We start from the raw sequence: 22,872 nt of genomic DNA on the forward strand, positions 1-22,872 counted from the left end.
TACCTACAATGAACTACTCAACCGCTAAATGGCTGATAGGCATACTATCTATTATCGGTTTTATCACGATTGCAACTTTGTATTTTTTTGATCAAAATGGGGGCGCGCCGCCCCTTTTTGTCAGTATGTTTAAACCGATTGTTTTTATTACTCTGTTCCCAACGCTTTTCTTGATCATTGGTCTGTTGATTGCAAAGGGAAAGAAGGAAGAAAAAATTTCTTCTAGTAGTCTCGGTCGGTCGGTCATCATTGTCGCAGCCCTATTCGCATTTCGATGGATGACAGGATATTTCGATTAATGGAAACGGTATTGATACGAATGAAGTTTTGATTGAAGCAATGCACAGATTATCTGGCGCATTGCTTTTCCTTTTAAAAGGTAAAGTGACAGTGTGAAATCATTTACAATGAAAAAATTCATTCCTTTTTTAGACAGGCGAGAATGAGAGGTTTTCTATAATGAACTACTCAACTGCAAAATGGCTGATAGGCATACTAGTTTTCATCGCATTAGCGACGGGTGCATTAATATTTTATTCCGATCACATAGGGGTTACGTATCCCCTTTTAGAAGCCTTATATAAACCGATAATATTAATTACTGCGGTACCGGCGCTTTTATTGGCCATTGGTCATGTGATTGGAAAAGGAAGGAAGGAAGAAAAAATTTCTTCTAAAAGTCTTGGTCGGTCTGCCATCGTTGTCGTAGCCCTTTTCGCATATCGATGGATGACGGGATACTTCGATTAACTGATTATGTAATGATTGAAGCAATGCACCGATTTTCGGACGCATTGCTTTTCTTTTTTTTGAAGGTTAATTGTCAAATGGTGTTAAAAAATCACTTTTAAGAATCAAATCCATCATTTTTAGATTTATGAGAATGAGAGGTACCTACAATGAACTACTCAACTGCAAAATGGCTTATAGGCATACTAGCTGTTATCGGTTTCGTGACGATTACATTTGATCAAAATGGGGACGTACCATCCTCTTTTGTCTTCCTAGTTACACCCATTGTTATTGTTACATTGTTACCAGCGGCTTTGTTGGTTATTGGTCTATTGATCGCGCGGGGAAAGAAGGAAGAAAAGATTTCAACTAAAAGTCTCGGTCGGCCTGCCGTCGTAATAGCTGCCATTTTCACATTCCGATGGATGACGGGATATTTTGATTAACGGAAGCGGTAATGATGAATGTTTTGATTTAAGCAATGCACCGATTATCGGGCATTGCTTTTCCTTTTAAAGGTTAATTGTAGTCAAACGGTGATAAATTCATCCGAGTCGGTGGTAAACCCTGCAGAGTCGATCAAACGTCGGACTGCAGTTGCAAATAATGACCGAGTGGTGATAAAGTCGGCCCAAGCGGTGATAAACATGGGTTGAGCGGTGATAAAGTCAGCATGAACGGTGATAAACCCTTATTGAGCGGTGATAACCTTGAAAAAACCCTTTCACTCACTCCCCACTAGCAGCGCCATATGAAATAGAACCGCATCGCGAAATCGGGTTGGATCTAATGCCGTCAGTTCTTTCACTTTTCGCAATCGATACGTCAATGTATGGCGATGGATAGCGAGTGCAGCAGCTGTTTCGCCGACTACTTGGTCGTGTTCGAAAAATGCTTCCAACGTTTCAATGAGCTGCTCATTCAATCCGGCAAGGATCCGCCTTGCAAAGCGTTCTTTCAATTGGGTTGGGCTGCTAGTCAAGAGGGCGATCAGTTCAATGTCATCATAGTAGTAATGGATTTGCTCATTCGAATGCCCGTACTGGATTGCGTACTTTGCTGTTTCATACGAATGGGAGATGCCTTCCAAGTTTTTGACAGGCAACCCGACGCCGATTTCGACGGAGGAATCCTTTTGAAATAAAGCAAGGATTTTCTGCAGCTTTAACTCAAGCACGGACATGTTCACGTCGGATAGAACGATGAACAACTCATTCAACTGGGAGTGTCCGATTAGAGCTGTGTTTCTCTCGAACTGCTCTTCCATCGTTTCAATTAATCGCTGAGGAGATGCAGGCAAATTATTAGTTTGCACTAATAGCGTCACATAAGGTCCGGTCATGTTGAATTCCAATAAGACAAGCCGGTCGATGACAATCGGTGAAAGAGGGCGGCTGTCGACCAGCTCTTCAAAAACGAGTTCCTTGATTTTCCGTTTCCATTCATCCTCCGACGTAATGAGTGCTTGATGGACCATCATCTCGGTCGTCAATTGTACGAGCGTTGCAATATCTTTTAATTCTTCAGGATTGCCGGTAATGCCGATGACGCCGATCAATCGGTCCTTATAATAGATGGGCATGTTCACGCCAGGCTTTGCACCTTGCCAATCCGATGTATTCCCATCATCAATCCAAAGCGGTCGTCTCGTTTTAGCGACATGCGCTGCGCCTTCATGGATGCGATCAATGCGTTCTTTTTCCCCGGAAGCCAAAATCATTCCATTCGTATCCATTACATTCAAATTCCTGTCCAACCTGAACATCGTCTGTTCGACGATTTCCTCTGCCAGTTTCTTTGTAATCAAGAAATCACCCCCATGTATAAAAAGAACCTTTATTCATTCATAAAAATTATACATCAAGTATAATGTATTTTGGTTTTCAAAACATATAATTAAATGAAAGCGTTTTATTAATTTGAAGGAGGTGCTTCCTATGAAGGTGATTTTGGCACCTGATTCATTTAAAGGAAGTTTGACAGCGATCGAAGCGGCCGAGGCAATGGCTGCAGGTATACGTGACGTCGATCCGGGCATCCAGACGGTCCTGCTGCCTGCGGCGGACGGCGGCGAAGGAACGATGAGAAGTTTGGTCGACGCGACAAAAGGAGAGTACGTGTCTTTGAGCGTGGAAGACCCGCTTGGCAGACCGATTGAAGCGACATATGGCATTCTGGGCGACGGAGAGACGTGCGCCATCGAAATTGCTGAGGCTTCAGGACTTATGAGGCTAATGGGATACGAAAAAAATCCACTTGTGGCATCTTCTTATGGGACTGGTGAATTGATTGTCCATGCATTGGATAACGGTTATCGGAAATTCATCATCGGCCTCGGAGGAAGCGCGACGAATGACGGAGGAGCTGGAATCCTCCAAGCGCTTGGCATGCGTTTGTTGAATAAAGAAGGGGTTGAACTGCCGAAAGGGGGAGGCGGACTCGAGCATATTTACTCGATAGACAGTGGGAATTGGGATGCTCGCATTTCGAAAAGTGAATTCTTGATTGCGAGTGATGTGAAAAATCCGTTTGTCGGCAGCGAGGGTGCATCGGCTATTTTTGGACCGCAGAAGGGGGCGACTCCAGCTGACGTGGACAGTCTTGACCGGAATTTGCACAAATTCGCCGACGCGATTGAAAGAGAAACGGGAATTGCCCTTCATTCAAAGGAAGGCGCAGGTGCCGCCGGAGGAGCGGGAGGCGCGTTCCAAGCGTTCTTCAATTGCGAAATGAGGCAGGGGATCGATGTCGTGCTGGAAGCGATCGGTTTTGAACGACACGCGAAAGATGCCGATTTGATCATCACTGGCGAAGGGAAAACGGATCTGCAGACGCTTTCCGGTAAAACGCCATTCGGCATTGCAAAGACGGCGCATCGGGAAGGGAAGCCTGTCATTCTCATTTCAGGGGCTGTGGATGAAGAAAGCCGTGATGTACTGATACCGCTGTTTACGGAAGTCCACGCGATTATGGATGAATATGTGTCCGTGGAGGATGCGATTGCAAATGCTTTTGATCATTTGCGCAAAAAGACGAAAAAGGTAATGGAATCCATTACAGAAAAAGGAGTGTAGGGAATGTTATTTGCAATGATTGTGTTGAGTGTTATCCTCATCGTTGTATTGACGGCGGTGTTTAAGGTCCATCCGTTTTTGTCATTATTAGCAGGTGCGTTTTTCGTCGGTATCACGTCCGGCATGCCGTTGTTGACAGTCGTTGATAATGTGAACGAAGGCTTCGGAGGATTAATGAAAGGAATCGGGCTCGTCATTGTGGCGGGTACGATCATCGGTGTCATACTGGAGAAATCGGGAGCTGCGTACCGGATGGCGGAAGTTGTATTGCGCCTGATCGGGGAAAAACGTCCGCAATTGGCGATGTCCATTATCGGGTATATCGTATCGATTCCAGTATTTTGTGATTCAGGATTCATTATTTTATCGAGCTTGAAGAAAGCGTTGGCGAAGCGGGCGAAAGTTGCGATTGCATCGATGTCTGTTGCGCTTGCGACTGGTTTATACGCCACTCATACATTGGTGCCGCCGACGCCAGGACCGATTGCTGCGGCAGGGAATATCGGTGCGGAAAACTTCTTAGGAACAATTATCTTGATCGGCCTTATCGTTGCGATTCCTGCAGTGGTTGTCGGCTATTTATGGGCAGTGAGGGTCGGAACGAAAATTTCCGTGCCTGAAGATGTTGAGGATAATGGCCTTGATTATGATGAAATCGTAAAGTCGTTCGGGCAAATGCCGTCGACGTTCAAAGCATTCTTGCCAATCGTTTTGCCGATCGTCCTGATCGGTGTCGGTTCGGTTGCGAAGTTGACAATGGCAGAGGGCGGATTTAACAACTTTCTTCAATTTCTAGGGGCGCCTTCAGTAGCACTGTTATTCGGTGTCTTGGCGGCGTTCTTATTGCTGCCGAAATGGAATGAAGAGACATTGACGAAGTGGATTGGTGAAGGATTAAAGGAAGCGGCTCCGATTTTGCTCATCACAGGAGCGGGCGGTGCGTTCGGAAGAGTCATCTCGAATTCGGGTGTCGCTGAATTGATCGGCGAAATGAATTTTGAGGCATTAGCTGGCGGCGCATTCTTCCTTCTCGTTCCATTCTTCATCGCAGCAGCGTTGAAAACGGCACAAGGTTCGTCTACTGCCGCCTTGGTCATCACTTCCACATTGGTTGCTCCGTTGCTGCCTGCGATGGGAGTCGAGGGAGCAATTCCACTCGCCCTCGTAGTTATGGCAGTCGGTGCGGGCGCAATGACGGTGAGCCACGTGAACGACAGCTTCTTCTGGGTCGTCACGGAGTTCAGCGGCATGAAAGTGACGGATGCGTATAAGGCGCAGACGATGGCGACTTTGCTGCAAGGTGTGACGACAATCGTTGTTACGATGGTTCTTTGGATGATATTAGTTTAATGGATAGCGCTGATTCCTTTCGGGGAATCAGCGTTTTTGCATGGGGAAATGGTCGAATCGGTGGTAACGTGCTGAGTAACGGTGGTAAACTCGTCCGAATCGGTGGTAAACCTAAAAGAATCGGTGATAACCCCCCGAGAATCGGTGATAACCCTCCGAGAATCGGTGATAAACTAGCTCAAATCGGTGATTACACAATCCACGGCATATGCCGCCCTTCACGATGCATATAGTAAACTGTTTATATAGTTGTCCAATTTAATAAACTGATATAAAAAGTACTTGAAAGGAGATGAATGAATGAGTGAATCATCGATGGATGTTCGGGAGCTGCGCAATTGCTACGGGCGGTTTGCGACGGGTGTGACGGTCGTGACGTGTGCGCATGAGCAAGGGAAGCATGGGTTGACGGCGAATTCCTTCACATCGGTCTCGCTGGATCCGCCGCTTGTGCTTGTGTCGGTGGATCGCAGGACGAAAGCGTTACCCTATATGAAGGATAATCATTTCACGGTCAATATTTTACGAGAGAGCCAGCAGGATACGGCGATGCATTTTGCCGGCAGGCCTCAAGATCCCGCACCGTTCGAATGGGAGGGCACGCGGATTAAAGGTTCGCTCGCATATTTGGAGTGCGAACCGTGGGCGGAGTATGATGGCGGCGACCATGTCCTGTTTGTCGGGAAAGTGGTTCGGTTTACTTATGAAGATGGGAATCCTCTCGCCTTCTATGGCGGTAAGTTTGCAAAAGTGGCACCACAATAACGCTAATGGCTGGTTTTCCGGTGGATAATTCCGTCGGAAAGCCGGCCATTTTTAATTCCAATCGGCATTTTTCCTGTGAGACAGGCATACGTATAGGTGTAATGGGACAAGGAGGAGTGAATTCATGCCAGTTGAACAGGAGAAGAAAACGGTATTGCCTTTAACGGGCAAAGAGTATTTAGAAAGCTTAAAGGATGGGCGGGAAATTTGGCTGCATGGCGAGAAGGTGAAGGATGTGACGACGCATCCGGCTTTCCGGAATGCGGCGAGGTCGATCGCCCGGCTGTATGATGCGTTGCATGACGAGAAGACGAAGGAAGTTCTGACAGTCGAGACGGATACGGGGAATGGCGGCTTCACGCAGAAGTATTTCCGCGTGGACAAGAGTGCGCAGGACTTGCTGGAGTCGCGGGATGCAATTGCGCAATGGGCACGACTGACGTACGGCCAAATGGGAAGGTCGCCGGATTACAAGGCGGCATTCCTCGCAACACTCGGGGCGGACCCTGATTACTACGGGAAGTACGCGGACAATGCGCGCCGGTGGTACAAAGAGGCGCAGGAGCGGAATTGGTTCTTTAACCATGCGATCATCAATCCGCCGGTGGACAGGCATAAGCCGCTCGATGCGGTTGCCGACATTTTTGTCCGGGCTGTCGGGGAGACGGAGCAAGGGGTCATCGTCAGCGGGGCGAAGATGGTCGCGACCGGCTCTGCGTTGACGAACTATAATTTCGTCGCCCATTACGGCGCTGCGCCGATTACGAAAGAGGAGTTCGCACTCGTTTTCGTTGCGGCGATGGATACGCCTGGCGTGAAGCTTGTCAGCCGTGCATCGTATGAAATGAATGCCGCCGTCATGGGAAGTCCGTTCGACTACCCATTGAGCAGCCGGTTCGATGAAAACGACTCGGTCCTCATTTTCGACAACGCGCTCATCCCTTGGGAGAACATCATCATCTACAAAGACGTGGAGAAAGCGAACAGCTTTTTCGCGGACAGCGGCTTCCTGCATAGATTCACTTTCCACGGTGTAACGAGGCTCGCGGTCAAGCTTGACTTCGTTTCGGGTTTATTGCTAAAAGCGGTCAAGATGAACGGTTCAGACCAATTCCGAGGCGTCCAAGTGAATGTCGGCGAGGTGCTTGCCTGGAAGAACATGTTCTGGGCACTAAGCGACGCGATGGCGTTGAACCCGGATGAAGGACGGAATGGGACGAAGCTTCCGAATTTGAATTACGGGCTCGCCTACAGGATGTTCATGTCCGAAGGGTGGCCGAGAGTGAAAGAAATTATCGAGAATGTCGTCGCGGGTAGCCTGATTGCACAGCCGTCCAGCTCAAGGGACTTCCAAAATCCTGAACTGCGTCCGCTGTTGGATAAACTATATCGCGGTTCATACGGCGTAGGGGCAGAAGAAAAGATCAAGCTCATCAAACTGCTATGGGATGCCATCGGGACGGAATATGGCGGCAGACACGAACTATATGAGCGCAATTATTCCGGCAACCACGAAAACATCCGGCTCGAAAATTTGGTCGTCGCCAATATGAGCGGGCAAGCCGACCAGTTCGAAAAGTTCGCCGAGGAGTGCTTGAATGACTACGACTTGAACGGTTGGACGAATGATACGTGGATCAACCCGGACGATGTGAGCTATTTTAAAGAATGACAAAACGAATATACAAAGTGGAACTGGAAGGCCGTTATTTGCAAATCGTCGATTATCCCGGGGAAAAGGGAACGATCATCGCGCTCCATGGCCTGACAGGTACTCATAAGAATATGCTTCATTATGCACAAAGCTTGCAGAGCGACTATCGGGTCATCACCTGCGATTTACGGGGAAGGGGCGACAGTTCGGGGATGGATGTCGCCTCCATCTTCTCTCATGCCACGGACATTAAAGAACTGATAGCTGTAATGGGAATAAAAGACCCGATATTGCTGGGCCATTCAATGGGTGCCTTCATTTCCGCAATTGTAGCAAGCGAATTGCCGTCGGTGAAAGGACTCATCTTGCTGGACGGAGCCGCGCGGATGTCGGGTCGCCAGCATGATATTGTCAAACCGTCGCTCGGGAGGCTCCGCAAGACGTATGAATCGAAGCGGGCATATATCGAGGAGCTACGGCAGCTTTACAAACGGCTTGGCATTAAATGGACCGACGCCGTCCAGGAAATTGTGGAGTACGAAATCCATGGGACGGGCAACGGATGGATGCACAAGTCTGCGAATGAAAATATCGAAGACGACTTTGCCAGCTTTGACTTTTTTAATCCAATTGAAGTGATGGGGAAAATAAATTGTAAGACTTTACTCATTCAAGCGGATGGTGGAATCGGACAGTTTTCTCCATTCTTCACGGATGCAGATTACGAAGAGACGAAAAAACATACATCGAAACTGACGACGTTCAATTCGGATAGCAATCATTACACGATGGTCTTCGAGAAACAGGAAGATATTTTGGACGAAATCCGGAAGTACTTGGATGAGGTGATCTTGGATGAGTAATGGGTTGGACTATTTCAAGGAAGTGTATGGCGCTGTTCCGGGTTGGGTGGGGAAAATGCATGCCTATCGGCCGGATGCACTTAGTCATTACACAAGCTTGCGCAGCGCCATTATGGGGGAAGGGCTTTTATCCAGCAAGGAAAAGGATCTCCTTCTCGTCGGAATCAATGCAGCAAGATGCTACGAGCGTAGCATGGTCTACCATACGAAAGGCGCAATTGATGGGGGCGCCACAATTCCGGAGCTGATCGAGTACTTGCTTGTTGCGTACCGATATGGCGGGCTGATGGCGATGCAAACTGGCATTCAATCCGTGAAGTATGCACTTTCTTTAAAAGGGTTGCCGGAGGGACAGATGCCTTACGGAGTATGTAACGAGCATGTGTTAAGTTATTTTCTCTCGATCTTAGAGGAAGAGGATGCATGGTTTGTATCAAACATTTTGAAGGCGCCGGAGGAACTGCAGGACGACTTGCTATTGGTAAGCGGAGTTGTCAGTGCGAAGATGAAATCTTTGCTGATGGTCGGCATCCATAGTACTTGCCTCCAAGGAATGGAAGCGGGGAAATGGATGGAGAAAGCCCGAGAGAATGAAGCGACCGAAGGCGAGTTGGCGGAAGTCGGTCTCATCTGCTTATTGACCGCGGGAATTCCGGCGTGGTTCGAGGCGAGCGACTCCCTGCACGAAGGGGGTCATTGACATGGCCATCGTCTATGAAAAGGTCGAAAATGCCCTTTCTGCAATTAAAAGCGGGATGACGATCATGGTTGGGGGATTCGGTCTCATCGGTGCGCCGCTTACATTGATTGAAGGTCTAACGGGGAAAGACGTCGATGGGCTGACAATCATCAGCAATAATCTCGGTGAAGCGGGCGAAGGACTTGGCGTGCTGCTCCGTCAAAGGAAGATCCGAAAAGCGATCGGGTCCTATTTTACGAGCAACCGGGAAGTTGGAGAAGCGTTTCAGCGCGGGGAAATCGATCTGCAGCTTCTGCCCCAAGGGACGTTGGCGGAAGCGATGCGTGCGGGTGGCGCGGGAATCGGCGGTTTCTATACGAAGACCGGAGTCGGAACGGAGCTCGCGCAGGGGAAAGAAATAAGGGAAATCAACGGGGAGCCGTATGTTTTCGAACAGGCATTGAAAGCGGATGTCGCGATTATCCGCGCGCATAAGGCGGACACGCTAGGCAATCTCATCTATTACAAGACCGCCCGGAATTTCAACCCGGTCATGGCGACCGCAGCGGATCTCGTCATTGCCGAGGTGGATGAAATTGTGGCAGCCGGAGAGCTGTCTGCGGAAGAAATCGTCACACCCCATCTATTCGTCGACAGGCTTATCGTTGCGAAGAAAATCCTGACGAAGGAAGGTGTCATCCATCGAAAACGGTGTGCAAGAGTTGATTGCGAGGCGTGCTGCCAGTGAACTGAAAGGCTCTTCTGTCGTGAACTTGGGCATTGGTATTCCAACACTCGTCGCGAAGTACGTTGAAGATGAACTCATCCACTTTCATACGGAAAACGGTTTGTTAGGCGTGACTGAAGTGGAGGAAGAGGATCCGAACTTAGTGAACGCAGGCAAGCTGCCGGTCGGCGAACGGGTAGGTGCTTCGTTTTTCAGCAGTGCGGAATCGTTCGGGATGATCCGCGGCGGGCATGTCGATGTTGCGATCCTCGGCGCCCTGCAAGTCGATGAAACCGGCCGCATCGCCAACTGGGCCATCCCGGGGAAGAGCATTATCGGAGTCGGCGGCGCGATGGACTTGCTTGTGGGGGCCAAGAAAGTGATCGTGACGACTTCCCATTTGACGAAAGACGGCAATAGCAAACTGATGAAGACATGCACATTCCCGCTCACATCAACCCGCAGCGTCGATATGATCATTACGGAGTTGGCTGTGTTTACCGTCGTGAATGAACAGCTAGTACTCACGGAACTCATGCCGGGCGCCACACTCGAGCAAGTTCGGGAAAGTACGGAAGCGCGTTTCTCTGAGGGAGGGTTCGAGTCATGAACATCCAGACGCTCGATGTCCTCATTGTCGACCTTCCGACGATCCGGCCGCATCAGCTTGCGATGCATACGATTGTCATGCAGACGATCATCCTCGTCCGGGTGACGGGGGCTGGCGGGCTGGAAGGCTGGGGAGAGGTCGCGACGATAGGCGGCGCTTCGTATTGTGCGGAAACGCCGGAAGCAATCAAAATGAATATTGAAAAGTATATAAAGCCTCTCGTCATCGGGCGTAAAGCAGCCCATTTCGATGCGATTTCGCATACCGTCAATCAGCATGTCGTCGGCAACACGTTTGCGAAGGCAGCGGTTGAAGCGGCGGTCGTCGAGCTTGCGGCGAAGGAAAAGGGAATCCCTGTCCATGAATTGTTCGGTGGGCAGATTCACGCGTCTTTGCCCGTCGCATGGACACTTGCGAGCGGGGAAACGCGAAGGGATATTGAAGAGGCGAAGGAAAGTTTGCATGCGAAACGGCATAACATTTTCAAGTTGAAAATCGGCATGGGCGATCCGCAACGGAATGTCGCCCATGTGTTGAAGATAAAGGAAGCTGTCGGTGATGCGGCGAGTGTCCGGGTCGATGTCAATCAAGCGTGGGACGAGACGACAGCGATGTATTGCATCGAAGCGCTGGAGGATGGCGGCATCGATTTGATTGAACAGCCATTGCCCGCTTGGAATAAAGAAGGGATGGCACGCTTGACGAAAAGGTTCAAGGTGCCGATCATGGCGGATGAGTCGCTAAGTTCGTTGGAAGAGGTGTACCAAGTGGCGAAGCATCGTGCGGGGAATGTGTTTTCCATCAAGCCCGCAAACGTGGGAGGCCTTACCGCGACGAAAAAGGTGGCGGCCATTGCGGAAGCGGCAGGAATTTCGCTTTACGGCGGAACGATGATCGAATCGTCGCTCGGCACAGCCATTTCCGCGCATCTCTATTCGACAATCCCTGAAATGAAGTATGGAACGGAGCTGTTCGGCCCGCTTTTATTCACAGATACGGTTACGACGAATGCGATTATGTACGAAGATTTTCAGTTGAAAGTCCCGAGCGGCCCTGGCTATGGCATGGAGATGGACGTAGAAAAGATCTTCCATTACGCAAGGGAATACTAATAAAACACATAGTGAAAGGATGAAGAGATGAATCAAAAAGTGGTGGATGTTTACAATGGAATGGTCGTTAAGTTCAAGGAATTAATTCGGGAGCATGAGCTCGATCATAACGACTACCAGGCGCTCGTTAATTGGGCGGACGAACTTGGACGTACTGGTGAAATTCCACTTTTCATGGACGTGTTCTTCGAAACGCACGCCCTTCAGGAAATGTATAAAAATGTGGAGGGGACAGAGCCGACAATCCTCGGACCGTTTTATCTTGAAAACGCGACTGAAATCGAAAATCCGGGCGTCATGCCGATGCGCGATGATGAGAAGGGCGACGTGTTTTTCTTTAGCGGCACGGTCACAGACGTAGACGGCAACCCGCTAGCGAATACGAAAGTGGACGTTTGGCAGGCAGATTCGAATGGGGAGTACTCTGGATTTGCAGAAGGAATCCCGGCAGAAAACTTGCGCGCGGTGCTATTCACAGACGAGAACGGAAAGTTCGAAGTGCAGACGGTCGTACCGGGCGACTATTCGATTCCAACTGGCGGCCCGACTGGCAAATTCCTGACGTGGATCGACTCCCATCCATTCCGCCCGGCCCATCTCCATTTCCTATTCAAGCCGCAAAACGGCGACCCGCTCATCTCCCAAGTGTTCTTCGAAGGGAATCAATACTTGGACAACGATGTCGCAAATGGCGTGCGGGGCACGCTTATCACAAAGTTGGAGAAGCATGAAGGAACCGCCAAGGGACTGGCGGCGGATTACTACACAGCCCAGTTGGATTTCAAGCTGCGCTTACAGGATAAGCCTGTTTATAGTTGATAGATTGAAAGGTGATGCACACAGCGGGGGTGGCTGTGTGCATGTTTATTGTAGATTGACTGGTCCTTTAGTCAGGAGATGAGCAAAACTGGTTCGAACTCGCGCAAACAATCGAACCGGTAATAATCCATTCCTGCACAAAAACTTATCATTCCCCCGCAACAGCGACATCCTCAACATCCCCTGAAACTTTCTCAACACCCCGCAGATCCGCCGATCATCCTTCCTGAACCTTCCGACTAACCCCAATTGATGCCGCGCTGCGAGCTATATCGAATAGCTATGAAGCGCTTAGCCACTATCATTTGGGGAATAAAAAAGGCCAAGGAACCTGCAAGATCCACAGTAGAACGGATACAAAATATGCCGCATTCTTCTCTTTACCACTTTGCACGGGAGGTACTATCCAAATTGTTGTCGAAATAGAATAGTAACAAAGGGAGGGGGATTTGTTATGAAATTCGTCATTCATTTCACGACAGGTAAAGCGTGGCAAGCCGGGAAGCCGTTTTGGGAGCAAGGGCTTGTTCCGCATCGGGAGTACGTGAGGGAAGCGGTTGCGAAAGGGATTTTGATTGCAGGCGGACCGTTCACGGATCATACAGGCGGAATGATTATCCTTGAAGTGGATAGCACTGAAGAGGCGCAGCACTTTGCTGATAATGATCCCGCGGTGATTGCTGAGAAATTTGAAGCGACCATCTATCCGTGGAAGCCGTTAGAAGGGGTTTTTAATAAATAGTCTGATTATTAATGACGATTAGTTGTTCATTTTGCTATGCTTCATTTATAACCAAATGGTTATATGAGTTGGAGGCTTAAACATGACGGATATGTATCGGGCAATTGTAGATCCCACACGAAGAAAAATACTAACATTATTGTCGTTGCATGAATATACGCAGTCCGAATTGGTTGATCGGTTTACCATTTCTCAGCCTGCCATGAAGAAACACCTTGCGATTTTAGTCGAAGAGGATTTGGTGGCGAAGAGGAAAGAGGGGAGGTACCGTGTTTACCGTTTAAAAAGGAACAATTTCAAGGATCAGTATGAAAAGCTTCAACAGGAAATCGGAAGCGTATTGGACAATAAATTGATGAAGTTAAAAACGTATTTGGAGGGAGAAAGCGATGGAGAAAGTCATTGATTCAGTGAAAAGGGAGATTATTGTAAAGGCCTCTCCTGAGAAGGTATGGAAGGCGCTGACGATTCCTCAAGAACGGAATCGCTGGGAAACTAGGCATTGTGGACTTGATATCCGTATTGGGGGAACAGTTAGTCTCGATTATGGCTGGGGGGTCAGCTATGTCGGCAAGATTGTCGAACTTGAGGAAAATCGGAAGCTAGTCATTGAAGGGGAAGACAAGGAGCTGACCATTTGGACGATTACACCGCAAGATGGCGGATCTGTAGTGTCGATTGAATATACGGGGATGTGGTCTGGCGATTTTGAAATGATGCAAGCGGATAATATGGCGTTTGGCACATATCAGTTCATGAGAAATTTGAAAAGTGTCTATGAAGGGAATGAAGATTTGCGCTCGCGCTTTTGGAGAAGCTGGATTGGCGTTTTACATCGGACGAATCCAAGCGGCATTCCTGGCGCGAAAGTGGTCAAAACCCAACCGAATACTCCTGCAGTCGGGTTAGTTGAAGTTGGAGATGTTATCACTCATGTCAACAGAATCAAAACTGCCTCTTATGACGTTCTGGAAACCATCGTTTCAGAAACAGAACCTAACAAAAAGATTATACTTACCGTAATGAGGGATGGCAGGCAGCTTGAAGTTGAGATGATGACTGTTCCTTATGGACAGACGATTGGTAGCAGTGATGAATAAAAAGACAACCAACCTCGACAATCGGCTTCGTCGTTGTATTTCTCTTGGCTATCTTCCAACTTACGAGAGATCATGGGCTTGAAAAGTTAGGTGCTGTACTGGATGACTATTCTCGTGTCGACAAAATCCACATAATTATAGAAGATGACTGGGCAGTTGAAATCAATGACAATGATAAAGAAATGTTGGAAGAGTTCAAGGATAACCTCTATCCGCTCGTACTTATAGGCAGCCGTCATGAAAAAAAACTGTATAAAGCTAACTTGGGGAAGAAGGCTTATGATATCGATTTTTTCATTCAAGATAAGATTGTATTCAAGATATCCATCTATGAGCTGTCAGAAGACTTCCAAGCCAATTCCGAAAATTCCTTTACAATCGGTGATAAGCATTATATAGCAAAATGGAATAATAACTATATTAAATTGATGATGAATGATCCTGATTCTTTCATTGAGGTAATAGAATAAGCCGTGCAATTGGGAAAAAGGATGTGCCAAGTGGAAAAGCTGCAAGCAGTTTTTATTGACCGAGATGGAACAATAGGTGGAACCGGACACTTCATTCACCCAAGAGAGTTTACTCCCTATTCTTTCACCGAAGAAGCTCTAAAGTTATTGAAGGAACGTGACATCAAGACCTTCGCCTGTACAAACCAACACAGGATCAGCAAAGGAGAGGCGCGCGTTGAAGATTTCCTTGATGAATTCATGTCGTTTGGTTTTGATGATGCATTCATATGTCCTCACGGCTCATCGGAAGGATGCGAATGCCGTAAACCAAGTCCCGGTCTACTTCGGAAAGCCGCGGAGAAGCATGTATTAGACCTTTCGAAAACGGCTTTTATCGGCGATGTCGGGTCAACAGATATGTTAGCCGCGCACGCAGTCGGCGCGAAGAAAATTCTAGTTTTAACTGGGTGGGGTGAAGGTTCTTTAACCCAATATCGGAAAACATGGGATGACATAGAGCCAGACTATATTGCTGAAAACTTGTTAGACGCGGTGAATTGGCTGCTTCAACAGGAAATACATCCAATTTAGGATGCTTTTTTAATTGTATATTTTTCTTCCTATTAGCAACCCTAATCTGAATAGAGGAGGGAATTATGCAATGATAAAAAAATTATCTCTTGATACCTGTTATTATTAATTTTCTTTCGAATAAAGGAATCCATTCCGTTGGACAAATTCAACACCTTCTTTCGAAGAAGGCTATAAAGAAGTCGGATATAAATCGGCAGTTGCAGAATTTTAAAACCATTTTCAATGCAAGATGCAGTTACCCGAAATGGCGTCACCGATTTCATTCACACATCAATTGGGAAGGTTTTTAGAAGATAAACGCTATAAAATGAATTTCATAATAAAATGAATTTCGACGGCAAAGAGTATGTGATGTGCATCAATATGGCGGCAAAGGCATCCACTTTAAGTCCTTTAACTTTCATTTTTATGTTTTTTAAAAAACCAACTTGCAATACTTGCTGGGCATCCATGAAGAGGTATCTGACATAGTTACGTCTGACTCGCTAGCGTGCATAGCTGATTCTGTGAAAGAAATTCAAGGGGAAAACGAATGTACAATTTATTAAAAGCTGAACGTTAAGGTTTTTCCTGTGGAATAAAAAACGTTGGAGCATAATTCACATTTTCAAGCCATATCTGCTCTTGTCCATTCAACGTTTTTTTCACCCATACATCACCCGTGGCTTGCCCAACCTTCTTCCGCAACCAAGTAAGGTAAGGTCCGACAACTTGAGGGTTTTCGTCAATTTCATTCTTCCCTGGAAATGTGATTTGTTCTTGGTCTCCGGTCCTTATGTTTATGGAATAAAGTGATGTGAACATAGTCGGGACAGGTCCTTCTTTCCACTCCAAGTTCTCTAACGCACGCGCCACAATCACCAAGTCTTTGGAATACCATTCCAAATCAAGGTCAACAAATCCTTTAGGTGTATATTCTTTTTGTTCTTTAAGTATTGGGATTTCGGCAATCGTCATTTTCTTGTTTTCAACAAAAAATCTTCCCTCGCCAGATATATAAGCCAATTCATTGGCAGAAGGAGCCTACTTAAACCAGTCTTTATAACCTAACATTTTTCCCACTGCTTGAAAGTGTTTTCCTTGTGATGATAAAACACTTAATGTATTGCTGTCCATGGACCAAGAGGCGGTTGGAATCACTAAAAAACTAACCCATTTCCGGTCAGAACTCCACTTGAAATAATCAGCATCAACTCCAAATAAGTCAGGTATTTCCGTTTGAATCGTATAAAAAGGCTTCATTTTATCTTTATCAAGATTTGCATCTACTGGAATTCTGAAAAGTGGGATAGGACTCCATCCAGTTGGGAGTAAGTTGGACGATGAGGAGACTATAAATTCTAAACCGTTCGGAAACCATTCAAAGCCACTAACGCCTAACGAAACATTTTCAAATCCATACGGTCGGCCATTCTTCATTTTTGTCACATTTAATAGACCATGATCCGTGTAAGCAATCTGATTTTTATCCGGAGCCCATTTAAAGTCCGACGTGACGGAATTAACATAGTGCTGGTAACTTTCCTTTTCCGTCATGTCGTAAATGAATAAATCCGATTTCTCTCCCTTTTCATCGCCATCAATATAGCCGATGAAGCGACCGTCATAGGACCACTTAGGACCATATACATAACGGTCCGTTGTAAGTTGTATTTCTTGCCCGTCCTTTTTGATCCATAACTGATAATCACGGATAAATGCAGCTGTTAATGGGGCATCTGCACTTGCGATTGACGAAAAATGAAAACAGATAAGAGTGAGTAGTAATAAAATCCGTATTCTCACGTCCATCCCTCCTTAAAGATGTAAGTCTTATTTTGCCCACATTACTAACAGCTATCCTTAATAAAAATAGGCGCAAATCCATGTATGGATATGCGCCAGTTATCTTTAATTCTTCTTCAATTTACTCTTCCTTCTATGACGAATAAACAGAAGAGCTACTAGTATAAGTATTGGAATGAGTATAGAAAAGTCAATGCTGAAGCCAAAATCGCCTTGAGACAAAGTGTTTTTCAATGATTCCGTTTTACTTAACCCTAATTTTTCCGCTAGCTCGGCTTTTGCTATTTCAGTTAGTTCATCTTGCATTTCAATCTCTCCCATAGATAGAATCCATTGTGCTTCATGAATGAATATGGCAGCTCAAAGATGTTTTCGGACTAAATTGTTTAGTACTATTAAATTTAGAAAAAAATATTTTATGACGAATTTAAGAATTCGATTGAGCAGTTTTCATCTTCTTATACTGCTTTGCAATATCAAAAAATGTAATCAATAGAACAATCCATAGGAAAGGGTTGGACAGTGATATTCCTACCTGTGATTCGCCGCCAAGTAAGGTATACGCTATGAGTAATAGCAATAAATAAGATGTTAGTATAACTTGCCATAGCAAATCGGATTTCAGAGAAGCTTTTTGGAAACGGTTAATAAAGAATCCGGAAAACAAGAAAATTAGAATTAGCCCAATGAGAAGTGGTTTTGAAAGTTGTAAGAATCCGTTCAGCTCTGGAAAAAAATCATAAGCCATTAACAAGGTGATGGGAAGCAGGATGAAACCCGAAAGTATCCAATTCTTATGTTTCATTTTAATCTCCTCCTCTTAGTTAATACACGGATGACTGTATGAACTGGTTTCATTGCATATGACTCCGTTACTAAATTTACAAAACTGATCCAATAAATGAATCATCTTATGCCTTTAAAGAGCTCGATTATGGCACGAATCATGATATATTTCTTTTCGTGTTTCTCTTTTCGACAAATATCCAGCTGTAATAGATTATCCAAAAAGCAATAGGGGCTAGAAATACATATGCTCTATCTTCTGTTGGAAGGTAATACAACAAAATAAATCCTATAATCAATGCTGGAGGTAGCAATATGAAGTATTTCTTTTTATGCATGTTCTTCCCCCTTATCTTATTTCTAATTTAAATTTCTAAATGCGCTATACAACCATCTGGCCGATTTGTTGAAAACTATGCAGCGTCAACCACACGTTAATGCGGCTACCCTTACTTTCCGCACTTAATAATTAAAGTGGTAGGCATTAACTTCGCTTTCTCATACGAATACCACCTATTCGCATGTCTTTCCCGGTCTTCCTCCGTCAATGAAACATCCTCAATGACCTTCTCAATTTCAAACCCGCATTCAATCAACATATTGATATATGTACTCACTTTATACTGCTGCATGATCGCAGGGGCATGCCAAGCTTCGTGATCATAAGCACCTTCTTCTTGATAAGATTTATTGAAATGAAGAACTTTATCCAACAAGGTTGCACGGCTGTGCAATGGATGCTCCCAGCTGAAAACGAAAATACCGCCCGGTTTCAAATAGTTGTGCACATTCGTGAGCGTCTGTCGTAAATCGGTCGTCCAACCTAACGCATAAATGGAATAGACGATATCAAAATATGCGAGAGGCAGCCCAGGGTTTTCCTCCATTGGCGACTCAAATAAATGAACAGGCACTTTGCTGTCCTTTAGCAACTCCTTCGCTGTTTCAATTTGTGTCTTTGAAAGGTCCACTCCCCATAGTTCCGCTGCACCTCGAGAATCCATATATTGCAAGGAATGTCCGCTGCCGCAACCGATATCCAACACCTTCAAACCATCCACATCACCTAGTAAATTCAAATCCTCTTCCCGAGGCGCAAGCGGCCCGTACTCAGGCAACGGATTCCGCCCGAAGAACCGCGGCGCCACCTCATCCCAGCTTTTTTTGTTTAACAATAGTGAATCATTTCCCATGTTCATCCCTCCATGGGAATATACATTCGACGTTGAAGGCTTCTTCTCCTTTATATGAAAGTATTTGAATATCTACTCACTAAGCATATAACCAATAACCTTATATGTATCACTGTCAATTAGTATTAAAGGTGTACCGATAACACTATTCTCTTTATCTTTAAAGGAAACAGATAGCGCTTCTTTTCCTTCATATGTTTGATTTAATAAATCATAGTTTTTACCAACAACCACTTTTGTTACCTCTGCACTCTGCCAATTTTCAATTGCAGTTTCAGCCCAGCCCTTCTCCTTGACGAAATTCCAAGCGATTTCTCTGACCTCCGTATAACTATCTGATTGGTTATGATTTTCCTCGGTTTGCTTATCAGTACAGCCAACCAACAACAATACAGAGAAGACTGATATCGCAAAGTATAAAAAGTTTTTTCTCATAATATTCACGCCCTCGTTTTCAGATTAGTGGTTTAATATCCATAATAGTTTCAATTTGAAATAAAGGAATTGGCCCTCCGTTTAGAGAATTCATAGGTATGGGGTGATTGGATGAATAAATATGAAATTCTACTTCAAAGGTTTCATGTGTTTGAGGATGAATTGAATCACCGGGGGCAAATTCGGTTGATTAAGAAATTGATGCGTTCTTCGGAAAAATAAGTACGTGACAATGGAGGGGCTAACAATTATTCAATCTGTTAGCCTTTTTGCGATAATCGATAGATAGGTGGGTGGATTTTTATAAATGCCATTGTAATCATCATCTTGTTATTCACTTTTATAGCTTCAACGTATCTATGCCTTTTGATGCCTAGGAAATCGAGTAGGGCACGGTTAGTCGTTTTTTCTTTCGTACTAAATGCAGTCGTGTTGGGTTCGGCATTTTTAATGCTATATAAAATTGATGCACAGACTTTTCTTAAAGACGTTCGAGGAGGTTTTTTTGACAGTTTAGGGATTACGGTGTTATTCATATTCATTCCAATCAATACGTGGATGAATATGATTGCTATTCAACTAAGAAACTACGGCATGAAAAAACGGACAATAAGCAGATGAACGGAGATGTGTTATGCGGAAAGTGGAAGTGATGCCTTTTTCCGAAAGGTGGAGTCTTGAGTTCGAAAAAGAAGCGGCTGTATTACAGGAGATATTGGGCACGGAAATTATTGAAATCCACCATATTGGCAGCACATCGGTACGTGGATTGTCCGCAAAACCGATCATCGACATTATGCCTGTCGTGAAGGACATATCGCGAATCGATCAGTATAACGGAATGATGGCGGGAATTGGGTACGAAGCGAAGGGCGAGAATGGAATCGCGGGGCGTCGTTATTTTCAAAAAGGCGGAGATGAGCGGACGCATCACATCCATATTTACGAGGATGGCTCGCAGGAAATCTTTCGCCATCTTGCATTTCGTGACTTCCTGCGAGCGCATCCCGAGAAGGCGAAGGAATATGGGAATTTGAAAGAGAAGCTAGCGCAGCAATTTCTTTACGATATTGAATCATACATAAATGGAAAGGCCGAATTAGCGGCTCACATTGAACAGGAAGCAATTGAATGGGATGAGAACCGAAAACGGGGTTGAGGAGAAATGAAGATTTTCATCATGGGGATTGTTGCAAGCGGGAAAACGACCTACGCAAAGGAATTGTCGAAGCAAATGGATTTGCCTTTTCTTGAGTTAGATTCAGTTGTTTACCATGACGTGGATGGCGTGCGGATTAAGCGGACGCCTGAAGAGCCAGTGCAGGTCATTCACCAAATGGATGCAAAGGGTAGCTGGATTGCAGAGGGGGTATACCGACCGTCTTATCACCTCCTTTTGGACTTGGCTGACATCATCATTTGGCTGGATCCACCTTTATGGAAACGAAAAATCCGGATTTTGAGCAGGCACGTGAGGCAAGTGATTGGTGTAGAAGAGTGTGCGTATAGACCGGATTTTCAAATGCTGCGGAACATGTATAAATGGACGAAACAGTTTGAAGGGAAACGTGAAGAGCTGGACGGGATCCTTCAACCTTATTTGGATAAGTTGATTGTTGTGCGGGATGATCCGGCCAAGAATCAATTGCTTGTTAGCAATCTATTAGGAGGAAATTTATGACCCAAAATATATTTGAAGGAAACCTCGAAAAATATGCCGATCCTGATATGTATGATCATTTATATGACAAGTACCAGAAGGACTTGAGCCTGATCTTAAAATGGGCGAGCCAGGACTATACAATAATTGAATTGGCTTGCGGCACGGGTAGATTGACGATTCCGATGGCGCAACGCGGATTCCGAATGATTGGTATAGATCTGCATGAAGGGATGTTGGAAAGGGCTCGACGGAAAGCTGAACAAGCGGAAGTAACAATTGAATTTGCGCAGCAAGATTGCACGAAATTGAACTTGCCGGTGAAAAGTTCGCTCGCTTTTATGACGGGAAATTCCTTTCAGCACTTTTTAACGAATGAATCGCAAGACGCTTTATTCCAATCTGTCCACGAGCACTTAGTGGATGGAGGAGTTTTCATTTTCGATACACGAAATCCGGTATTGAAGGGGCTTTCTGCTGTTGATGAATACGTAGAAAAGTATGTCGATAAAAATGGCAATCAGGTGATTGAAAATCATCGCGATATATATGATCATTTGACACAGATCTCGGATTGCCGGACCCATCGCCGGATTTATCGGGATAATACGTTAATCGCGGAGGAGCAGGATGGCATTTCCCTCCGCTATTCATTCCCAAAAGAAATGGAACGATTAGTAGCGGCAAATGGTTTTGAAATTGTGCAAGTCTATGGCGATTGGGATGAGAATGGCTTGCATGAGGAGAGCGTTTTGATGGTGTATGTATGCAGGATGAAAACGGCTTGATTTTTTACGACAAGCGCCTATAAACCACGGTGAGTGATCATAACCCTCGTTGAGTGATCATAAATCCCGGTGAGTGATCATAACCCCTGGTGAGCGATCATAACCCCCGGTGAGTGATCATAAACCCAGTTGAGTGATCATAACCACCAGTGGGTGATCATAAAACCAGGCAAGTGATCATAAACGTTACAGAAACCAAGCCGCTTGCTGCGATTCGCAAGCGGCTTGGTTTTTTTTACTCAACCTTTGTATTTATCCCTCTCTGCCGTCTCCCGATGGTTCGGTGTCATCTTCTCATGATTCGGTTGAAGATTACCAAGCTCAGCCAATTCCATCGAAATCTCCTCTTTTACTTCTGTCCGATTTCCCGGCGTTTTCGGATTGGAATATAAATTGCTATGTGCGCCTTGTTTCATTACGAAAACCTCCCATATCATTTTGCATTTACTGTCTTAATATGGTCTAGTTTGCTCGTTTTGATGTGCCCCTGATTTCTTTCAGCAATCTTCTTCAACTCATTGGCTCGATCGGCAATGAAGTTTTTCATATATTGTTCTAAAAATAAACGATCTGCCATTTTCCCAAGAAAGCCAAAAGGGGATTTATATGAAAAGGTATCTTTCATAACCGTTCCCGCATCGCTTTCAATGAATTCATGTGTGTGCGTAAAAGAATGGAATGCGCCTTTCACCATGACATCAGTGAAATGATAAGGTCGATCCATCGCGATAATCTTTGCAGTCAATTTCTGTTTAATTCCCAAATGGACGGCTTCCCAAGTGACCGTATCACCGTTTTCCATTAGTCCAGTCGTCACTCCGGCGATAGCTCTTTCCTTCGTCTTTGCCGTTGTCTCCGTATGGACATCCACATTTCTGGCAAGGTCAAAACAGATATGGATAGGTGCATTAATGTGAATTTCGTGTTTGATGATTGGCATAATCTTACCCTT

At 45.5% G+C, this 22,872-nt stretch carries 28 protein-coding genes and 1 pseudogene; 21 read left to right on the forward strand and 8 right to left on the reverse strand.

What is annotated here, in order from left to right; all coding sequences use genetic code 11:
- Positions 1-8: 8 nt before the first annotated feature.
- From M3152_RS00830 to M3152_RS00840, 3 genes are all read left to right on the forward strand, one after another.
- Positions 9-299 carry a hypothetical protein gene (locus M3152_RS00830; protein ID WP_251693191.1) on the forward strand — a complete coding sequence of 97 codons (291 nt, stop codon included), beginning with the start codon at positions 9-11 and terminating at the stop codon, positions 297-299.
- A 160-nt stretch (positions 300-459) separates the two neighbouring features.
- Positions 460-750, forward strand: coding sequence for a hypothetical protein (locus M3152_RS00835; protein WP_251693193.1), 291 nt, complete (start codon positions 460-462; stop codon positions 748-750).
- 149 nt (positions 751-899) lie between these two features.
- Positions 900-1,178, forward strand: coding sequence for a hypothetical protein (locus M3152_RS00840; protein WP_251693195.1), 279 nt, complete (start codon positions 900-902; stop codon positions 1,176-1,178).
- Positions 1,179-1,456: 278 nt separating this feature from the next.
- Here M3152_RS00840 and M3152_RS00845 read toward each other — a convergent pair whose 3' ends face one another.
- Positions 1,457-2,539: a CdaR family transcriptional regulator gene (locus M3152_RS00845; RefSeq protein ID WP_251693197.1), complete on the reverse strand. Its 1,083-nt coding sequence runs from the start codon at positions 2,537-2,539 to the stop codon at positions 1,457-1,459.
- A 130-nt stretch (positions 2,540-2,669) separates the two neighbouring features.
- Between M3152_RS00845 and M3152_RS00850 the strand changes: the two genes are divergently transcribed.
- The 15 genes from M3152_RS00850 (at position 2,670) to M3152_RS00920 (ending at position 15,270) form a co-directional block, all read left to right on the forward strand.
- Positions 2,670-3,806: a glycerate kinase gene (locus M3152_RS00850; protein WP_251693199.1), complete on the forward strand. Its 1,137-nt coding sequence runs from the start codon at positions 2,670-2,672 to the stop codon at positions 3,804-3,806.
- Positions 3,807-3,809: 3 nt separating this feature from the next.
- Complete coding sequence (locus tag M3152_RS00855; RefSeq protein ID WP_251693201.1) at positions 3,810-5,156, forward strand: GntP family permease; 1,347 nt, start codon at positions 3,810-3,812, stop codon at positions 5,154-5,156.
- Between the two features lie 300 nt (positions 5,157-5,456).
- A complete protein-coding gene (locus M3152_RS00860; protein ID WP_353056597.1) occupies positions 5,457-5,921 on the forward strand; it encodes a flavin reductase family protein in 465 nt (154 codons plus the stop codon).
- Positions 5,922-6,045: 124 nt separating this feature from the next.
- Positions 6,046-7,593, forward strand: a complete 1,548-nt coding sequence (locus M3152_RS00865; RefSeq protein ID WP_251693203.1) for a 4-hydroxyphenylacetate 3-hydroxylase family protein — start codon at positions 6,046-6,048, stop codon at positions 7,591-7,593.
- A complete protein-coding gene (locus tag M3152_RS00870) occupies positions 7,590-8,438 on the forward strand; it encodes an alpha/beta fold hydrolase (protein ID WP_251693205.1) in 849 nt (282 codons plus the stop codon). Before M3152_RS00865 ends, M3152_RS00870 begins: the two co-directional genes overlap by 4 nt.
- Entirely contained in the window at positions 8,431-9,138 is a 708-nt protein-coding gene (locus M3152_RS00875; RefSeq protein WP_251693207.1) for a carboxymuconolactone decarboxylase family protein, read from the forward strand. Before M3152_RS00870 ends, M3152_RS00875 begins: the two co-directional genes overlap by 8 nt.
- Before the next feature lies 1 nt (position 9,139).
- Entirely contained in the window at positions 9,140-9,865 is a 726-nt protein-coding gene (locus M3152_RS00880; protein ID WP_251693209.1) for a CoA transferase subunit A, read from the forward strand.
- Positions 9,819-10,454, forward strand: coding sequence for a 3-oxoacid CoA-transferase subunit B (locus M3152_RS00885; protein WP_435371936.1), 636 nt, complete (start codon positions 9,819-9,821; stop codon positions 10,452-10,454). Before M3152_RS00880 ends, M3152_RS00885 begins: the two co-directional genes overlap by 47 nt.
- Positions 10,451-11,566: a muconate cycloisomerase family protein gene (locus M3152_RS00890; RefSeq protein WP_251693213.1), complete on the forward strand. Its 1,116-nt coding sequence runs from the start codon at positions 10,451-10,453 to the stop codon at positions 11,564-11,566. Before M3152_RS00885 ends, M3152_RS00890 begins: the two co-directional genes overlap by 4 nt.
- Before the next feature lie 27 nt (positions 11,567-11,593).
- Positions 11,594-12,385 (forward strand): dioxygenase, encoded by a 792-nt coding sequence (locus tag M3152_RS00895; protein WP_251693215.1) that lies wholly within the window; start codon positions 11,594-11,596, stop codon positions 12,383-12,385.
- 454 nt (positions 12,386-12,839) lie between these two features.
- Entirely contained in the window at positions 12,840-13,127 is a 288-nt protein-coding gene (locus tag M3152_RS00900) for a YciI family protein (RefSeq protein ID WP_251693217.1), read from the forward strand.
- 82 nt (positions 13,128-13,209) lie between these two features.
- Entirely contained in the window at positions 13,210-13,533 is a 324-nt protein-coding gene (locus tag M3152_RS00905; RefSeq protein ID WP_251693219.1) for an ArsR/SmtB family transcription factor, read from the forward strand.
- Positions 13,517-14,227 (forward strand): SRPBCC domain-containing protein, encoded by a 711-nt coding sequence (locus M3152_RS00910; RefSeq protein ID WP_251693221.1) that lies wholly within the window; start codon positions 13,517-13,519, stop codon positions 14,225-14,227. Before M3152_RS00905 ends, M3152_RS00910 begins: the two co-directional genes overlap by 17 nt.
- 44 nt (positions 14,228-14,271) lie before the next feature.
- Positions 14,272-14,697 carry a hypothetical protein gene (locus tag M3152_RS00915; protein ID WP_251693223.1) on the forward strand — a complete coding sequence of 142 codons (426 nt, stop codon included), beginning with the start codon at positions 14,272-14,274 and terminating at the stop codon, positions 14,695-14,697.
- A 30-nt stretch (positions 14,698-14,727) separates the two neighbouring features.
- Entirely contained in the window at positions 14,728-15,270 is a 543-nt protein-coding gene (locus M3152_RS00920; RefSeq protein ID WP_251693225.1) for an HAD-IIIA family hydrolase, read from the forward strand.
- A gap of 561 nt (positions 15,271-15,831) precedes the next feature.
- Here the strand turns inward: M3152_RS00920 and M3152_RS00925 are convergent.
- From M3152_RS00925 to M3152_RS00945, 5 genes and pseudogenes are all read right to left on the reverse strand, one after another.
- A pseudogene (locus M3152_RS00925) lies at positions 15,832-17,058 on the reverse strand (translocation protein TolB).
- A 105-nt stretch (positions 17,059-17,163) separates the two neighbouring features.
- Positions 17,164-17,364 (reverse strand): hypothetical protein, encoded by a 201-nt coding sequence (locus M3152_RS00930; RefSeq protein WP_251693226.1) that lies wholly within the window; start codon positions 17,362-17,364, stop codon positions 17,164-17,166.
- A 121-nt stretch (positions 17,365-17,485) separates the two neighbouring features.
- A complete protein-coding gene (locus M3152_RS00935; RefSeq protein WP_251693228.1) occupies positions 17,486-17,863 on the reverse strand; it encodes a hypothetical protein in 378 nt (125 codons plus the stop codon).
- A gap of 430 nt (positions 17,864-18,293) precedes the next feature.
- A complete protein-coding gene (locus M3152_RS00940) occupies positions 18,294-19,037 on the reverse strand; it encodes a class I SAM-dependent methyltransferase (protein ID WP_251693230.1) in 744 nt (247 codons plus the stop codon).
- 72 nt (positions 19,038-19,109) lie between these two features.
- A complete protein-coding gene (locus M3152_RS00945; protein WP_251693232.1) occupies positions 19,110-19,472 on the reverse strand; it encodes a hypothetical protein in 363 nt (120 codons plus the stop codon).
- Between the two features lie 634 nt (positions 19,473-20,106).
- On the opposite strand from M3152_RS00945, the gene M3152_RS00950 reads away from it, so the two are divergent.
- The 3 genes from M3152_RS00950 to M3152_RS00960 are packed head-to-tail and all read left to right on the forward strand — an operon-like array spanning position 20,107 to position 21,920.
- Positions 20,107-20,631 carry a GrpB family protein gene (locus M3152_RS00950; protein WP_251693234.1) on the forward strand — a complete coding sequence of 175 codons (525 nt, stop codon included), beginning with the start codon at positions 20,107-20,109 and terminating at the stop codon, positions 20,629-20,631.
- A gap of 6 nt (positions 20,632-20,637) precedes the next feature.
- A complete protein-coding gene (locus tag M3152_RS00955; RefSeq protein ID WP_251693237.1) occupies positions 20,638-21,153 on the forward strand; it encodes a hypothetical protein in 516 nt (171 codons plus the stop codon).
- Positions 21,150-21,920 carry a class I SAM-dependent methyltransferase gene (locus M3152_RS00960; protein WP_251693239.1) on the forward strand — a complete coding sequence of 257 codons (771 nt, stop codon included), beginning with the start codon at positions 21,150-21,152 and terminating at the stop codon, positions 21,918-21,920. The genes M3152_RS00955 and M3152_RS00960 overlap by 4 nt, the downstream gene beginning before the upstream one ends.
- Positions 21,921-22,159: 239 nt before the next feature.
- Here M3152_RS00960 and M3152_RS00965 read toward each other — a convergent pair whose 3' ends face one another.
- Both M3152_RS00965 and M3152_RS00970 read right to left on the reverse strand, forming a co-directional pair.
- The gene (locus tag M3152_RS00965; protein ID WP_251693241.1) at positions 22,160-22,336 is read right to left on the reverse strand and encodes a hypothetical protein; all 177 of its coding nucleotides are present in this window, start codon (positions 22,334-22,336) and stop codon (positions 22,160-22,162) included.
- Positions 22,337-22,353: 17 nt separating this feature from the next.
- Positions 22,354-22,860, reverse strand: coding sequence for an SRPBCC family protein (locus M3152_RS00970; RefSeq protein WP_251693242.1), 507 nt, complete (start codon positions 22,858-22,860; stop codon positions 22,354-22,356).
- Between the last annotated feature and the right edge of the window lie 12 nt (positions 22,861-22,872).

The organism is Sporosarcina luteola (assembly GCF_023715245.1).
GTDB lineage: Bacteria > Bacillota > Bacilli > Bacillales_A > Planococcaceae > Sporosarcina > Sporosarcina luteola_C.

What these genes read in the sequence shown, in the direction of transcription:
- M3152_RS00830 (WP_251693191.1), top strand. Translation starts at nt 9, where the DNA reads ATGAACTACTCAACCGCTAAATGGCTGATAGGCATACTATCTATTATC.
- M3152_RS00835 (WP_251693193.1), top strand. Translation starts at nt 460, where the DNA reads ATGAACTACTCAACTGCAAAATGGCTGATAGGCATACTAGTTTTCATC.
- M3152_RS00840 (WP_251693195.1), top strand. Translation starts at nt 900, where the DNA reads ATGAACTACTCAACTGCAAAATGGCTTATAGGCATACTAGCTGTTATC.
- M3152_RS00850 (WP_251693199.1), top strand. Translation starts at nt 2,670, where the DNA reads ATGAAGGTGATTTTGGCACCTGATTCATTTAAAGGAAGTTTGACAGCG.
- M3152_RS00855 (WP_251693201.1), top strand. Translation starts at nt 3,810, where the DNA reads ATGTTATTTGCAATGATTGTGTTGAGTGTTATCCTCATCGTTGTATTG.
- M3152_RS00860 (WP_353056597.1), top strand. Translation starts at nt 5,457, where the DNA reads ATGAGTGAATCATCGATGGATGTTCGGGAGCTGCGCAATTGCTACGGG.
- M3152_RS00865 (WP_251693203.1), top strand. Translation starts at nt 6,046, where the DNA reads ATGCCAGTTGAACAGGAGAAGAAAACGGTATTGCCTTTAACGGGCAAA.
- M3152_RS00870 (WP_251693205.1), top strand. Translation starts at nt 7,590, where the DNA reads ATGACAAAACGAATATACAAAGTGGAACTGGAAGGCCGTTATTTGCAA.
- M3152_RS00875 (WP_251693207.1), top strand. Translation starts at nt 8,431, where the DNA reads ATGAGTAATGGGTTGGACTATTTCAAGGAAGTGTATGGCGCTGTTCCG.
- M3152_RS00880 (WP_251693209.1), top strand. Translation starts at nt 9,140, where the DNA reads ATGGCCATCGTCTATGAAAAGGTCGAAAATGCCCTTTCTGCAATTAAA.
- M3152_RS00890 (WP_251693213.1), top strand. Translation starts at nt 10,451, where the DNA reads ATGAACATCCAGACGCTCGATGTCCTCATTGTCGACCTTCCGACGATC.
- M3152_RS00895 (WP_251693215.1), top strand. Translation starts at nt 11,594, where the DNA reads ATGAATCAAAAAGTGGTGGATGTTTACAATGGAATGGTCGTTAAGTTC.
- M3152_RS00900 (WP_251693217.1), top strand. Translation starts at nt 12,840, where the DNA reads ATGAAATTCGTCATTCATTTCACGACAGGTAAAGCGTGGCAAGCCGGG.
- M3152_RS00905 (WP_251693219.1), top strand. Translation starts at nt 13,210, where the DNA reads ATGACGGATATGTATCGGGCAATTGTAGATCCCACACGAAGAAAAATA.
- M3152_RS00910 (WP_251693221.1), top strand. Translation starts at nt 13,517, where the DNA reads ATGGAGAAAGTCATTGATTCAGTGAAAAGGGAGATTATTGTAAAGGCC.
- M3152_RS00930 (WP_251693226.1), bottom strand. Translation starts at nt 17,364, where the DNA reads ATGCAAGATGAACTAACTGAAATAGCAAAAGCCGAGCTAGCGGAAAAA.
- M3152_RS00935 (WP_251693228.1), bottom strand. Translation starts at nt 17,863, where the DNA reads ATGAAACATAAGAATTGGATACTTTCGGGTTTCATCCTGCTTCCCATC.
- M3152_RS00940 (WP_251693230.1), bottom strand. Translation starts at nt 19,037, where the DNA reads ATGGGAAATGATTCACTATTGTTAAACAAAAAAAGCTGGGATGAGGTG.
- M3152_RS00945 (WP_251693232.1), bottom strand. Translation starts at nt 19,472, where the DNA reads ATGAGAAAAAACTTTTTATACTTTGCGATATCAGTCTTCTCTGTATTG.
- M3152_RS00950 (WP_251693234.1), top strand. Translation starts at nt 20,107, where the DNA reads ATGCGGAAAGTGGAAGTGATGCCTTTTTCCGAAAGGTGGAGTCTTGAG.
- M3152_RS00955 (WP_251693237.1), top strand. Translation starts at nt 20,638, where the DNA reads ATGAAGATTTTCATCATGGGGATTGTTGCAAGCGGGAAAACGACCTAC.
- M3152_RS00960 (WP_251693239.1), top strand. Translation starts at nt 21,150, where the DNA reads ATGACCCAAAATATATTTGAAGGAAACCTCGAAAAATATGCCGATCCT.
- M3152_RS00965 (WP_251693241.1), bottom strand. Translation starts at nt 22,336, where the DNA reads ATGAAACAAGGCGCACATAGCAATTTATATTCCAATCCGAAAACGCCG.
- M3152_RS00970 (WP_251693242.1), bottom strand. Translation starts at nt 22,860, where the DNA reads ATGCCAATCATCAAACACGAAATTCACATTAATGCACCTATCCATATC.